General features: G+C 68.6%; 11 protein-coding genes. 4 read left to right on the forward strand and 7 right to left on the reverse strand.

Annotated elements, in window-relative coordinates; all coding sequences use genetic code 11:
• Positions 1–266: 266 nt before the first annotated feature.
• From ACNFBT_RS20700 to ACNFBT_RS20720, 5 genes are all read right to left on the reverse strand, one after another.
• Positions 267–623 carry a copper-binding protein gene (locus ACNFBT_RS20700; RefSeq protein ID WP_416752546.1) on the reverse strand — a complete coding sequence of 119 codons (357 nt, stop codon included), beginning with the start codon at positions 621–623 and terminating at the stop codon, positions 267–269.
• The gene (locus ACNFBT_RS20705) at positions 620–3,772 is read right to left on the reverse strand and encodes an efflux RND transporter permease subunit (RefSeq protein WP_416752547.1); all 3,153 of its coding nucleotides are present in this window, start codon (positions 3,770–3,772) and stop codon (positions 620–622) included. Before ACNFBT_RS20705 ends, ACNFBT_RS20700 begins: the two co-directional genes overlap by 4 nt.
• On the reverse strand, positions 3,769–5,241 hold the full coding sequence (locus tag ACNFBT_RS20710) for an efflux RND transporter periplasmic adaptor subunit (protein WP_416752548.1): 1,473 nt from the start codon (positions 5,239–5,241) through the stop codon (positions 3,769–3,771). The genes ACNFBT_RS20705 and ACNFBT_RS20710 overlap by 4 nt, the downstream gene beginning before the upstream one ends.
• Positions 5,238–6,482: a TolC family protein gene (locus tag ACNFBT_RS20715; protein WP_416752550.1), complete on the reverse strand. Its 1,245-nt coding sequence runs from the start codon at positions 6,480–6,482 to the stop codon at positions 5,238–5,240. The genes ACNFBT_RS20710 and ACNFBT_RS20715 overlap by 4 nt, the downstream gene beginning before the upstream one ends.
• An 89-nt stretch (positions 6,483–6,571) precedes the next feature.
• Positions 6,572–6,916, reverse strand: a complete 345-nt coding sequence (locus tag ACNFBT_RS20720) for a hypothetical protein (protein ID WP_416752552.1) — start codon at positions 6,914–6,916, stop codon at positions 6,572–6,574.
• 145 nt (positions 6,917–7,061) lie between these two features.
• Between ACNFBT_RS20720 and ACNFBT_RS20725 the strand changes: the two genes are divergently transcribed.
• Complete coding sequence (locus ACNFBT_RS20725; RefSeq protein ID WP_416752554.1) at positions 7,062–7,391, forward strand: DUF2790 domain-containing protein; 330 nt, start codon at positions 7,062–7,064, stop codon at positions 7,389–7,391.
• Positions 7,392–7,396: 5 nt separating this feature from the next.
• Here the strand turns inward: ACNFBT_RS20725 and ACNFBT_RS20730 are convergent, their stop codons facing one another.
• Together ACNFBT_RS20730 and ACNFBT_RS20735 are read right to left on the reverse strand one after the other, a co-directional pair.
• Positions 7,397–8,782, reverse strand: a complete 1,386-nt coding sequence (locus ACNFBT_RS20730) for a heavy metal sensor histidine kinase (RefSeq protein ID WP_416752556.1) — start codon at positions 8,780–8,782, stop codon at positions 7,397–7,399.
• Positions 8,779–9,453: a heavy metal response regulator transcription factor gene (locus tag ACNFBT_RS20735; RefSeq protein WP_416752558.1), complete on the reverse strand. Its 675-nt coding sequence runs from the start codon at positions 9,451–9,453 to the stop codon at positions 8,779–8,781. Before ACNFBT_RS20735 ends, ACNFBT_RS20730 begins: the two co-directional genes overlap by 4 nt.
• A gap of 461 nt (positions 9,454–9,914) precedes the next feature.
• Here ACNFBT_RS20735 and ACNFBT_RS20740 point away from each other — a divergent pair, with 461 nt between their 5' ends.
• Genes ACNFBT_RS20740 through ACNFBT_RS20750 form a run of 3 tightly spaced genes read left to right on the forward strand, consistent with a single transcriptional unit; the run spans position 9,915 to position 12,551 of the window.
• Positions 9,915–11,117 (forward strand): TolC family protein, encoded by a 1,203-nt coding sequence (locus ACNFBT_RS20740; protein ID WP_416752560.1) that lies wholly within the window; start codon positions 9,915–9,917, stop codon positions 11,115–11,117.
• 16 nt (positions 11,118–11,133) lie between these two features.
• A complete protein-coding gene (locus tag ACNFBT_RS20745) occupies positions 11,134–11,262 on the forward strand; it encodes a hypothetical protein (RefSeq protein WP_416752562.1) in 129 nt (42 codons plus the stop codon).
• Positions 11,263–11,300: 38 nt separating this feature from the next.
• The gene (locus tag ACNFBT_RS20750; protein WP_416752563.1) at positions 11,301–12,551 is read left to right on the forward strand and encodes an efflux RND transporter periplasmic adaptor subunit; all 1,251 of its coding nucleotides are present in this window, start codon (positions 11,301–11,303) and stop codon (positions 12,549–12,551) included.
• The last annotated feature ends 9 nt before the right edge of the window (positions 12,552–12,560 follow it).

Genomic DNA, 12,560 nt, shown 5'->3' on the forward strand with positions numbered 1-12,560 from the left:
GAACGCGCCAATCCGGCGCGCTTCCCTATGATCGAGAGCGGGCGTTCAGGGTGTGAGAGGCCCGCGATAGAGCCGCGGGGGTGGCCCGTCGGCGAGGCCGAATATGGCAGGAAGCGGGGTATGCGGAGAAAGAATGAATCGGTCTACCTGATAACCTTATGGAATATATATTCGATTGATATGATGTTTAGGAAATAAAAGATCGGCGCCGCCGAGACACCTGCCCGCCGCATCGGAGGCGGACAGGTGCTGCCCTCAGTCGGGCGTCATTGCTTGCGAATGTTCACGATCGACGCGCCACCGTTGCCGGTACGAAAGTCGAACGCCACCTTGTCGCCAACGTTCAGGCCGTCCAGTTGCCCCGCACGGGTCTTGAACGCCATGGTCATCGGCGGCCACTGCAAGGCCGGCACTGCGCCATGGGCCAGCGTGACCGTGCCGTGGGCGGCATCGATCGCCTTGATCGTGCCTTCGGCGTGGGCGCTGGGTGCCGTCTGAGGGGCACCCATCGACATGCCGCTCATGTCCATGCCGCTCATGTTCATACCGGATGTGTCCTCGGCGATCACCGGGGCGGAAAGGGCGAGCAGTAGGGCGGCTGCCGAGAGGTAGCGAATGTTCATGCGATTTCTCCTGAGTGAGATTGGGTTGCCGCAGCGGCCTGACGACGGCGCATCAGCCAATAGGCGGCGGGGATGACGAAGAGGGAGAGCAGTGGCGCGGTGATCATGCCGCCGACCATGGGCACGGCGATGCGGCTCATTACCTCGCTGCCGGTGCCGCTGCTCCAGAGGATCGGCAGCAGGCCGGCGACGATCACGGCCACGGTCATGGCCTTGGGGCGCACGCGCTGCACCGCGCCTTCGCGGATGGCGTCGAGCAGCGCGGCGGGATCGCTGGCCTCCGGGCGTTCGGCCCAGGCGTTCTTCAGGTAGACCAGCATGATCACCCCGAACTCCGCCGCGACTCCGGCGAGGGCGATGAAGCCGACCCCGGTGGCGACCGACAGGTTGAAGCCCATCAGGTACAGCAGCCACACGCCGCCGGTGAGGGCGAAGGGCAGGGTGGCCATGATCAGCAGCGCCTCGTCGAAGCGCCCGAAGGTCAGGTAGAGCAGCACGAAGATGATCGCCAGGGTCGCCGGCACCACCAGCTTGAGCCGGGCGTTGGCGCGCTCCAGGTACTCGAACTGGCCCGAATAGCTCAGGCTCATGCCGGGCGCGAGCCGCACGTCGCGCTCCACTGCCTGGCGCAGGTCCGCCACCACCGAGGCCAGGTCGCGGCCGCGCACGTCGACGTAGACCCAGCCGGAGAGGCGGGCATTCTCGCTCTTGAGCATCGGCGGCCCTTCGCTGATGCGCACCCGCGCCACGCTGCCGAGGGTGATCTGGCCGCCCTGGGCGGTGTAGATCGGCAGTTGCTGCAGGGCGTCGACCGAGTCGCGCCACTCGCGCGGGTAGCGCACGTTGATCGGGTAGCGGGCCAGGCCTTCCACCGTCTCGCCGACGTTCTCGCCGCCGATGGCGCTGCCGACTATGGCCTGCACGTCGGCGATGTTCATGCCGTAGCGTGCCGCCGCCTGGCGGTCGATGTCGACATCGATGTAGCGCCCGCCGGCGAGGCGTTCCGCCAGCGCCGAGGTCACCCCCGGCACGCCCTTGGCCACCCGCTCCACCGCCTGGGCGGCGCGGTCGATCTCGGCGAGGTCGGTGCCGGCGATCTTCACCCCGATGGGGCTCTTGATGCCGGTGGCGAGCATGTCGATGCGGTTGCGGATCGGCGGAATCCAGATGTTGGTCAGGCCCGGCACCTTCACCACGCGGTCCAGTTCCTCCACCAGTTTTTCGCTGGTCATCCCTGGCCGCCACTCGTCCTTGGGCTTGAAGCGGAGGGTGGTCTCGAACATCTCCAGCGGCGCCGGGTCGGTGGCCGACTCGGCGCGTCCGGCCTTGCCGAACACACTGGCCACCTCCGGCACGCTGCGGATCAGGCGGTCGGTGCTCTGCAGCAGTTCCGAGGCCTTCTGCGCGGAGAGCCCGGGTAGGGCCGAGGGCATGTACAACAGGTCGCCCTCGTCCAGCGGCGGCAGGAACTCGCCGCCCAGTCGGGACAGCGGCCACAGCGTGGTGAGGAAGATCACCACCGCGGCCGCCAGCGTCATTCGAGGGCGGCGCAGCACCGCGTCCAGCGCCGGCTGGTAAATACGGATCAGCCAGCGGTTGAGTGGGTTGCGCTGTTCCGACGGCAGGCGGCCGCGAATCCAGTAGCCCATCAGCACCGGCACCAGGGTCACCGACAGCCCGGCGGCGCCGGCCATGGCGTAGGTCTTGGTGAACGCCAGCGGGCCGAACAGGCGGCCTTCCTGTGCCTGCAGGGTGAACACCGGGATGAACGACAGGGTGATGATCAGCAGGCTGAAGAACAGCGCCGGCCCGACCTCCGCTGCCGCCTCGGTCATCACCTTCCAGTGCTGCTCGCCCACCAGCGGCGTGCCGGGGTGCCGTTCCTGCCAGGCCTCGACCCGCTTGTGCGCGTTCTCGATCATCACCACCGCCGCATCGACCATCGCGCCGATGGCGATGGCGATGCCGCCCAGAGACATGATGTTGGCGTTGATCCCCTGGTGGCGCATCACGATCAGCGCAATCAGCACGCCGACCGGCAGCGAGACGATGGCCACCAGCGACGAGCGCAGGTGCCAGAGGAACGCGGCGCAGACCAGCGCGACCACGATGAATTCCTCGATCAGCTTGTGGCTGAGGTTGGACACCGCGCGGTCGATCAGCTGGCTGCGGTCGTAGGTGGTGACGATCTCCACGCCCTCGGGCAGGCTCTTCTTCAGCGCCTGAAGCTTGTCCTTCACCCGGAGGATGGCTTCGCGGGCGTTCTTGCCGCTGCGCAGGACGATCACCCCGCCGACCGCTTCGCCTTCGCCGTCCAGCTCGCCGATGCCCCGGCGCATTTCCGGGCCGAGCTGGATGCTGGCAACGTCGCCCAGGGTGACCGGGCTGCCGTTGCCGGCCAGGCGCAGCGGAATCGCGCGGAAGTCGGCCAGGGTTTTCAGATAGCCCGAGGCGCGCACCATGAACTCGGCCTCGCCCAGTTCGAGCACGCCGCCGCCGGTTTCCTGGTTGGCCTTGCCGATGGCCTCGATCACCTGGCCCTGGGTGATGCCCAGGCTGGCCAGCCGCACCGGGTCGAGCAGCACCTGGTACTGGCGGACCATGCCGCCCACGGTGGCGACCTCGGCCACGTCGGGCACCGTCTTCAGCTCGTACTTGAGGAACCAGTCCTGCAACGAGCGCAGCTGGGCGAGGTCGTGCCGGCCGCTGCGGTCCACCAGGGCGTACTGGTAGATCCAGCCGACTCCGGTGGCGTCCGGGCCAAGGGCCGTCTTCGCGCTGGCGGGTAGGCGCGACTGCACCTGGTTGAGGTACTCCAGCACCCGCGAGCGTGCCCAGTAGAGGTCGGTGCCATCCTCGAACAGCACGTAGACGAAGCTGTCGCCGAAGGAGGAAAAGCCGCGCACGGTCTTCGCCCCGGGCACCGACAGCATGGTGGTGGCCAGCGGGTAGGTGACCTGGTTCTCGACGATCTGCGGCGCCTGCCCCGGATAGCTGGTGCGGATGATCACCTGCACGTCGGAGAGGTCCGGCAGCGCGTCGATCGGCGTACTGCGCAGCGACCAGAGGCCCCAGGCGACGATGAACAGCGTGGCCAGCAGGACCAGGAAGCGGTTGGCCACCGACCAGCGTATGAGTTTCTCGATCATGGCCGGTCCTCCTGCGGGCTGACCTGTTCGATGACCAACCCGGCGTCGCCCTGGCTGACGCCGAAGCGAACGCGCTCGCCCACCTTCAGGCCCTCCGCCAGTTCGGGGCGGGCGAGGGCGAAAGTCATGGTCATGCCAGGCATGCCCAGGGTGGTGAACGGACCGTGGCTGATGGTCAGCCCCTGTGCCGAGATGGCGACGATGCGGCCGTCCGCTTCATGCAGGGCTGGCTTGGCCACGGCCGCTGCGGGCTCCTGCGCCGTGCGCGCCTCGATGCCTTTCAGGCTGGCTTCGGAATCGATCAGGAACTGCCCGGAAGCGACCACCCGCTGGCCCTCGTCGAGCCCCTGCAGCACCGCCACCAGGCCACCGTTCTCCTGGCCCAGGCGTACCTCCACCGGACGGAAACGTCCCTGGTCTTCGGCCAGCATCACCAGGTTGCGCTTGCCGGTGCGGATCACCGCTTCGCTGGGAATCTGCAGCACGTCGGCCTGCCCGGACAGGTCGAGGCTGACCTGGGCGGTCATGCCGGGGCGCAGTTGGCCGTCCGGGTTGGGCAGTTCGATGCGCAGGCGCAGGGTGCGGCTCTGCTGATCGTTCTCCGGCAGGATGCTGGCCAGGGTGCCGGTCACCGGGCGATCCGGGAATGCCGGCAGGCGTGCATCGACGGCCTGACCGACCTTGAGCCCTCCGGCCTGGGTCTCCGGTACCGCCGCTTCCAGCCAGACCTGGCCCAGGCCGTTGATCCGCGCCAAAGGCGCTCCAGCGGGGAGGCTCATGCCGGGGCGGACATCCAGTTCACGGATCACCCCGGCGATGGGCGAGGCCAGGGTGATTACCGGCCGGGCCTTGCCGCTGCGGGCGATCTGCTCGACCAGCGCGGCGGGCATCCCCGCCAGCAGCAGGCGTTGCCGCGCCGCCGCCAGCAGCGCCGGTTCCGAGGCGCCGCGCAGGGCGAGGAATTCCTCCTGCAGGCCGGCCCATTCCGGCACCAGGATGTCGGCAATGGGCGCGCCGGCTTTTACCACGTCGCCCGGCGCCAGCGCGTAGGTGCGCTCGACGAAGCCGCTGGCGCGGACCTGCAACAAGGCCACGTCGCGGTCATTGAAGGTCAGCAGGCCGGTCACCTGCAGCTGGCGGTCCAGCCTGCCACGGCTGACCCTGGCCAGGCGCACACCGAGGTTCTGCTGGATGCCCGGTTCGATGTGAACGGCCGCCGCACTGTCGGCGTCATCCGCGTACTTCGGCACCAGTTGCATATCCATGAACGGCGACTTGCCCGGCGCATCGAAATGCTGCTGCGGGACCATCGGGTCGTACCAGTAGAGCGGCTTGCGCTCCGGAGTGGTCGGGGTCGCCGTTTCCGGCGCGGGGACGTGCTGCCGCTGGGCGTACCAGTAGCCGCCAGCGCCGCCGGCGGACAGGGCGAGGACCAGCATGGCGGATGTCTTCAAAGGAAATCGGCTCATGCGCGGCCCTCCTCGTAGGTGAAGTAGAGACGCGCCGCGACCAGCGCCAGGGCGCCTTGCAGGTCGATCTGCCGGAGCCTCGCCTCGACCTGTTGCCGGCGAGCGCCGACCACCTCGTCCAGCCCGGTCTTGCCAGCGCGGTAGCCGGCTAGGGCCAGGCGGACCTTCTCCTCGGCTAGCGGCACCAGGGTGCCACTGCTGCGCTCGACGGCGCGTTGCAGGCGCCGGTACTCCGCCAGGTCGTCCTCCAGCTGCTGCTCGTGCTCGCGGGCCAGCGCCTCGCGCTCGGCCTCCAGCTGCCGGACCTGGGCGCGGCGTGCGGCGATCTTCGGGTCCTGGCGGGTGCCGGTGAACAGCGGCAGGTCGAAGCTCACCTGCAGCGTCATCATGTCGCCGAACTCACGGCCACGGCGCTGGTAGTCCACTTCCCAGCTCCAGTCCGGCTTTTTCTCCGCCACCGCCTCGCGCACCAGGGCCTCGGCCTCGCGGGTCATCGGGCCATAGGCGGCGAGTTCCGGGTGCTGGTGCAGAGACTGCAGCGAGTGGGAGGCGTCGATCGACCAGTGCGGGAAGTCGCCCGCCAGCAGCGGCGGCGCGTCCTGGCCGATCCAGCGTTTGAGCGCCGCCCGCGCCTGGGCCGCCTGGCGCAGCAGGTCGTCCTTCTGCTCATCCAGCAGCGCGGCCTCCTGGCGCGGAGCGACAGCGTCCACGGTGCTGGCGCCGCCACCGGCCAGCCGCGCGCGGACGGTGGCATCGAGCAGGCGGTTCTCGCGGTAGAAGTCATCGAACATGGCCAGCTTGCGTTGCAGCGTATAGGCCGCGATCCAGGCCTGCGCCGAGGCGCTGCGGACCTTCAGGCGCTCGACGCCGGCTTCGGCGTCGGCGCGCTCCACGGCGGCCTGCGCGGTCTCGATGCGGGCCTTGCGCTTGTCTCGGTTGGGCATTTCCTGCGTCAGGCCGACCACCTGCATGCTCATGTTGTCGCGCTGGGTGGTCCAGCGCTCGTCACCCTCGATGGGGACGTTCTGCAAACCGAGGTTGAGCTTGGGGTCGGGCAGCTCTCCGGCGGGAATGGCAGCACTTCTTGCCGCCGAGACCTTCTCGCTCTGGGCGAGAAGGGAAGGGGCGTTGCGTTCGGCCAGCAACAGGGCGTCGTCCAGTGACAGGGACGCAGCCTGCGCCGACAGGCCCGGCAGCAGCGCGAGCAGCAGCCAGCCGGGGTGGAGTCGGACGTGAGTCACGGTGAGGATTCCTCTGGAAAACCAGCGCATGGGCGCAAGCCACCCGGCAGCCGTGAGGGCCGCGAGTAGGGTTCAGATCGAGAGAGGAATCAGGCGCAGGGAGGTCGCCAGAGGTCGGGCGGCGCCTGGCTGAGCACGACGTCGCTATAGGGCGCGGGACGCTGGGGCGTGGCGGCGGGGGGCGCGGTTTTCAGAACGGCGACCTGCAGCAGGCTGCCGGTCTTGCATTCCTGCCCGCTCTTGCAGTCCTTCTTGCCGTGTTGGGTCATCTTGCCCATGTCCTGGCAGCAGTCCTGGTCCATGCCCGCCATCTGGCCCATGCCCATGCTCTGCATCGGGCAGGGTTCGGTCGGCGCCTCGATACCCGCCATCCCGGTCAGGGGAAGCGAAAGGCTGAGCAGCAGGACGATGAGCAGACGCAGACGGCGAGTCATGGCGCGCAGTGTAGAGCCTTCCCATGGGGGAAGGTCAACGACTGAATCGGGCGGATTACCGAATCGTCATGCTCGCCTCAGCTTGCCGTTAGGGGCGGCGCCGTAAGGTGGAGTCATTCCCCACCACACCGACGAGGTGACTGCCATGAAACTGCAACGCGTACTCCTGCTCGCCGCCCTGCTGGGCACGTCTTCCCTGGCGCTGGCCGATGGCGGCGGCGACATCACCTTCGCCCGCATGGAGCAGGCCCGCCTGCAGGCCATGCAGGCCCGCCAGCCGAGTGCGGAGCAGATGGCCGAGGTGAAGCAGTACACCTACGGCATGAACCTGGACATCGCCCGCGTGGTGGCGGTGACGCCCATGAGCGGCGACTGCGGCGTGGTGCCGGTGCAGATGCGCTACGAGGACTCCTTCGGCGACGAGCAGACCGTCGAGTATCGCGCCGAGCGGGTGGCATGCCGCACCACCCGTTGAGAATCTCACTCCGGCAAGGGAGGAAAGCTGAGGCAGAAGCGCGTCGGGCCTTGCTCCGAACTCTCGGCGCGGGCCGTGCCCTGGTGCAGCTCCATGATCGAGCGCACGATGGCCAGCCCCAGCCCGGTGCCGCCGTCGGCGCGCGAGCGGCCCTTGTCCACCCGGTAGAAGCGCTCGAACAGGTGCTCCAGGTGCTGTGGCGCGATACCGGCGCCGGGGTTCTCCACCTGCAGCGCCACTGCTTCCTGATCGGCGTCGACCCGCACCCGGATGCGTTCGCCTTCAGGGCTGTGGCGGATGGCGTTGGACAGCAGGTTGGAAATGGCGCGCTGGATCATCAGGCGGTCGCCCAGCACTCGGCCGTGGCCGTCGATATCGATCGCCAGGGCCTTCTCTTCGGCGCTGAAGGCGAACAGCTCGGCGACCTTCCGCACTTCCTCATCCAGCTGCACCGGCTCCCGGGGCAGCAGTGCCTTGGGGTGGCTGACCTGGGCCAGGAACAGCATGTCGCTGACGATGCGCGTGACCCGCTCCAGCTCCTCGATGCCCGAGGCCAGCACCGCTTCGTACTCCGCATTCTCCCGTGGCCGTGACAGCGTCACCTGGGCTTTGCCCAGCAGATTGCTGATCGGCGAGCGCAGCTCGTGGGCGAGGTCATCGGAGAACTGGGTGAGCTGCTGCACGCCGTCGTCCAGGCGGTGCAGCATCAGGTTCAGCGCCCGTGCGGCGTCGCCCAGTTCGCGGGGCAGGCGCTGCACCGGGATGCGATGGCTGAGGTCCTCGGTGGAGACCAGCGAAGCGACCTTGCCGAAGCGCCGCAACGGTTGCAGGCCACGCTTGGCCACCAGGCGCGCGCCCAGGGCGATCAGCAGCAGCAACAACGGCATCGCCAGCAGTGCGGAGCGCAGGAAGGCGCCGAGCAGGGCGTCGTCGTCGCGGCGGTCCAGGCTCAGGAAGACCCGCACGCTGTTGCCGTCGCGCAGTTTCACCAGGATTCGCCCGGTCAGCAGGCGCCGGCCATCCTCGGTGCTCCAGCTGAACGGCTGGCCGCTGCCGGCGAGATCATCCAGGGTCGCCAGGTTGGCGGCCGGGCCACTGTTGAAGCGCGGCGGCTGGCCGTGTTGCGGGTCGAGCAGTACGGCGCTCAGGTTGTCATGGCCCATCAGTTGGTCCTTCAGCGCATGGCCGAGCAGGGGTAGCCCGGCAAGCCCGGGGTCGACGTCCAGGCTGTGGCGCAGCTGCCCGAGCTTGTCCTCCAGCGCTCGCGCGGCGCGAGCGTCCAGCTGGTGATCGAGCGCCAGGTAAGCCAGCGTCACCAGCAGGAACATCAGCACCGAGCCGAGCAGCCCGACCCACAGACCGATGCGCAGCGACAGGCTGGCCGGTTTCATGCCCGCGCCTCCAGCACATAGCCGACGCCGCGCAGGGTGTGGATCAGCTTGTCCGCGAAGGGATCGTCGATCTTTGCCCGCAGGCGGCGGACGGTGACTTCCACCACGTTGGTGTCGCAGTCGAAGTTCATGTCCCAGACCAGCGAGATGATCTGGGTGCGCGAGAGCACTTCGCCACTGCGGCTCATCAACAGGTGCAGCAGGGCGAACTCCTTGCTGGTCAGGTCGATGCGCTGGTTGTCGCGGTAGGCGCGGTGGCGGCCGGGGTCGAGTTCCAGGCCGCCGATCTGCAACACCTGGGGCTGCTCGATGCGCTCGCTGCGGCGCAGCAGCGAGCGTATCCGCGCCAGCAGTTCGGGGAACTCGAAGGGCTTGAGCAGGTAGTCGTCGGCGCCCAGGTCGAAGCCCTTGACCCGCTCGGTGAGGCGGCCGCGGGCGGTGAGCATCATCACTCGGATATCGCTGTGCTGACGCAGGCTGGCCAGCACGTCCCAGCCGTCCATCTGCGGCAGGTTCACATCGAGGATGATCAGGTCGTAGGCGCACTGCCGGGCCAGGTGCAGGCCGTCGACGCCGTTGTCGGCGCGGTCGACCACGTAACCGCTTTCGCTCAGTCCCTGTTGCAGATAATCGGCCGTCTTGTGGTCGTCCTCGATGAGCAGGATCTTCATGGATTAGTTACTCGGTAATGACTTGAATAGAGTGGCGCCGCGCTATTTCAGGCGGGCAGGAAAGTTCGCCGTCCCGGGCACAGGGCGCGCAGTCTAAAAGCTGTAGCGACTTCAGGGTCAAGCGTGCCGGAGGCGTGCGAAGTGTTGCGAATTGATTCTGTAAGGCACTGAGTTTTCTAGGCTTTCAGGGGTGGATGTAGGTCGCTTGAAACTCGCCAATTGTTTCCTGAAGTTGCATGGAAATATGCGTAGTCCTTTTTAAATACATACAACGAGAGTGAGCCGGCTGGCCAATTACATGTTTGTAATTATCCAGTCACCTTGCCGCTAGAGAGGCGCTTCTAGATTCGCCGGTGGAAATGACGGTGCGCCGTCGAAGTTAAATCCACTGCGCGAGGTTCACTGTGCGTTCGAGTCGTTCTGGAGAGGTTTTCCGCTGGCCGTCGAGGGGTGGCTGGGTCGTGGTCCTGCTGCTGTTCTGCGGCTGGGCCCAGGGCCGCGAGATCGGCGTCGACGAGGCCCTGCGGGCCGCCTTCGCCAACAACCCCGAGCTGGCCGCCAGCGGCCGCGACATCGGCATCGCCCAGGGCCTGCGCGAACAGGCCGGGCTGCTGCCCAATCCGACCTTGTCCTGGGAGCAGGAGGGCACCGAATCCGCCAACCGCACCACCACCGTCGGCATCAGCCAGCCCCTGGAGCTGGGCGGCAAACGCGGCGCGCGGGTAGCCCTGGCCGAACGCGGTCAGGACGCCGCCGCGCTGGGTGTGCAGGTGCGTCGCAATGAGCTGCGCGGCGCGGTGATTGCCGGCTTCTACGGCGCCTTGCGTGCCCAGGAGCGGGAGCGCCTGGCGCAACAGTCGGTTGACCTGGCGCAGCGTGGAGTGACGGCGGCGGAAGGGCGGGTGCGCGCCGGCAAGGCCTCGCCGCTGGAAGCCAACCGTGCGCAGGTGCAACTGGCCGAGGTGCGCCTAGAGCAGGAGCGGGCGCGGAGTGAGCGGGCCGATGCCTACCAGAACCTGGCCGCCCTGATGGGGTTGCCGGCAGCGGACTTCAGCGCCGTGCGCAGCGCCGTCGCCGACCGCCTGCCGCGCCTGCCCGGCAGCGACGAGCTGCTGCGTCGCCTGGGCGACAGCGCGGAAATGCGCCTGGCGCAGACCCGCATCGAAGAAGGCGAAGCGGCGTTGAATCTGGCGAAGACCCAGCGCATTCCCGATCTCGACGTCAGCCTCGGCAGTCAGGAGGCCATCGAGGACGGCAAGAGCGACCGCATCGCGGTGATCGGCCTGAGCGTGCCGCTGCCGCTGTTCGACCGTAACCAGGGCAACATCCTCGCCGAGGCCCGCCGCGCCGACCAGGCGCGCGACCTGCGCAACGCCACCGAGCTGCGCCTGCGCCAGGAAACCCAGCAGGCCCTGCAGCAATGGAGCACGGCGCAGGTGGAGGTGAATGCCTTCCGCAGCACCATCCTGCCCAGCGCGCAGACCGCGGTGGAAAGCGCCACCCGCGGCTTCGAGATGGGCAAGTTCAGCTTCCTCGAAGTGCTCGACGCCCAGCGCACCCTGATCACCGCCCGCGACCAGTACCTCCAGGCCCTGGCCCAGGTCAGCGATGCCTGGGGGCGGATCGAGCGGGTCTACGGCGATGTCGGCGCGGCGGCGCCCTAGCGGCTGGCGCGTCGGCGTGGGTCTCGCGCTCGCCCTGCTGGCGACCTCCGCCGCCGCGCCGACCCGGCACTGGCCCACCGGACACTGGTGCATCCACGACCTGATCCGGCACCTGAACCCCCTATTCATCAGTCCCGGCGCCTGACGCCCGCGCGTCGCCGCCGGACCTTTTGCGGAGTCCCCATGATCAAGAGAACCCACCTCGCCGGCGTCGTGATACTGGCGTCGGTACTGGGCGTCAGCGCGTTCACCTGGCAGATCGGCGAGCGCTCGCCCGCCGGGCATCAGGATGATGCGGCGCATGCCGATGGCGAGCACCACGGCGGCTCCGCTTCGGCCAGCCACGGCGAATCCGCCGGCCATGCCGATGGCGAGCACGCCCACGCCGAGTCGGCCGAACCCGAGGGTGAAGGGCTGCACCTGAGCGCCGAGCAGATCGGCGCGGCCGGTATCCAGCTGGTGAGCGCCGGCCCCGGTCAGCTCGACGAAGCCTTCAGCCTGCCGGGCGAAATCGGCTTCGACGAGGACCGCACCGCCCACGTCGTGCCGCGCACGCCGGGCGTGGTGGAGTCGGTGGCGGTGGAGCTCGGGCAGAGCGTGAAGAAGGGCGCGCTGCTGGCCGTGATCGCCAGCCAGCAGGTCTCCGAGTTGCGCAGCGAGCTGGCCGCCGCCCAGCGCCGGGAGAGCCTGGCGAGCAAGACCTTCGAGCGCGAGCGTGAACTGTGGCAGGAGAAAATTTCCGCCGAGCAGGACTACCTGCAAGCGCGCCAGGATCTGGAGGAAGCCCGGATCGCCCTGGCCAACGCCAGGCAGAAGACCAACGCGCTGAGCGGCGTGTCGGCCAGCGCTGGCGGCAACCGCTATGAACTGCGCGCACCCTTCGACGGCGTGGTGGTGGAGAAGCATCTGGTGCCGGGCGAGGTGGTCAGCGAGGCCACCGCCGCCTTCACCGTGTCCGACCTGTCGCGGGTCTGGGCCACCTTCAGCGTCGCACCGCAGGACCTCGCGCGGGTGCAGGTGGGCAAGCCGGCGCGGGTCGAGGCGTCGGACCTGGGCATGCAGGTCGACGGCCGCGTGGCCTATGTCGGCAACCTGCTCGGCGAGCAGACCCGCAGCGCCGTGGCCCGCGTCACCCTGGCCAACCCCGACGGCGCCTGGCGTCCCGGCCTGTTCGTCAACGTGCGGGTCAGCGACCGGGCGCGGCAGGTGCCGGTGGCGGTGCCGGAACAGGCGATCCAGGAGGTGGAGGGCAAGCCCAGCGTGTTCGTGCGCAACGCCGAAGGCTTCGCCGTGCGCCCGGTCGACCTGGGCATGCGCAGCGCCGGCAAGGTGGAGGTGCTCGCGGGGCTCTCGGCGGGCGACCAGGTGGCGGGCGAGGGCAGCTTCATCCTCAAGTCGGAGCTGGGCAAAAGCTCGGCCTCCCACGCACACTGACGGGGCGCC

The sequence above is a fragment of the Pseudomonas sp. NY15181 genome (genome assembly GCF_048068055.1).
GTDB lineage: Bacteria > Pseudomonadota > Gammaproteobacteria > Pseudomonadales > Pseudomonadaceae > Pseudomonas.

What these genes read in the sequence shown, in the direction of transcription:
- ACNFBT_RS20730 (WP_416752556.1), bottom strand. Translation starts at nt 8,782, where the DNA reads ATGAAACCGGCCAGCCTGTCGCTGCGCATCGGTCTGTGGGTCGGGCTG.
- ACNFBT_RS20710 (WP_416752548.1), bottom strand. Translation starts at nt 5,241, where the DNA reads ATGAGCCGATTTCCTTTGAAGACATCCGCCATGCTGGTCCTCGCCCTG.
- ACNFBT_RS20705 (WP_416752547.1), bottom strand. Translation starts at nt 3,772, where the DNA reads ATGATCGAGAAACTCATACGCTGGTCGGTGGCCAACCGCTTCCTGGTC.
- ACNFBT_RS20750 (WP_416752563.1), top strand. Translation starts at nt 11,301, where the DNA reads ATGATCAAGAGAACCCACCTCGCCGGCGTCGTGATACTGGCGTCGGTA.
- ACNFBT_RS20720 (WP_416752552.1), bottom strand. Translation starts at nt 6,916, where the DNA reads ATGACTCGCCGTCTGCGTCTGCTCATCGTCCTGCTGCTCAGCCTTTCG.
- ACNFBT_RS20700 (WP_416752546.1), bottom strand. Translation starts at nt 623, where the DNA reads ATGAACATTCGCTACCTCTCGGCAGCCGCCCTACTGCTCGCCCTTTCC.
- ACNFBT_RS20725 (WP_416752554.1), top strand. Translation starts at nt 7,062, where the DNA reads ATGAAACTGCAACGCGTACTCCTGCTCGCCGCCCTGCTGGGCACGTCT.
- ACNFBT_RS20735 (WP_416752558.1), bottom strand. Translation starts at nt 9,453, where the DNA reads ATGAAGATCCTGCTCATCGAGGACGACCACAAGACGGCCGATTATCTG.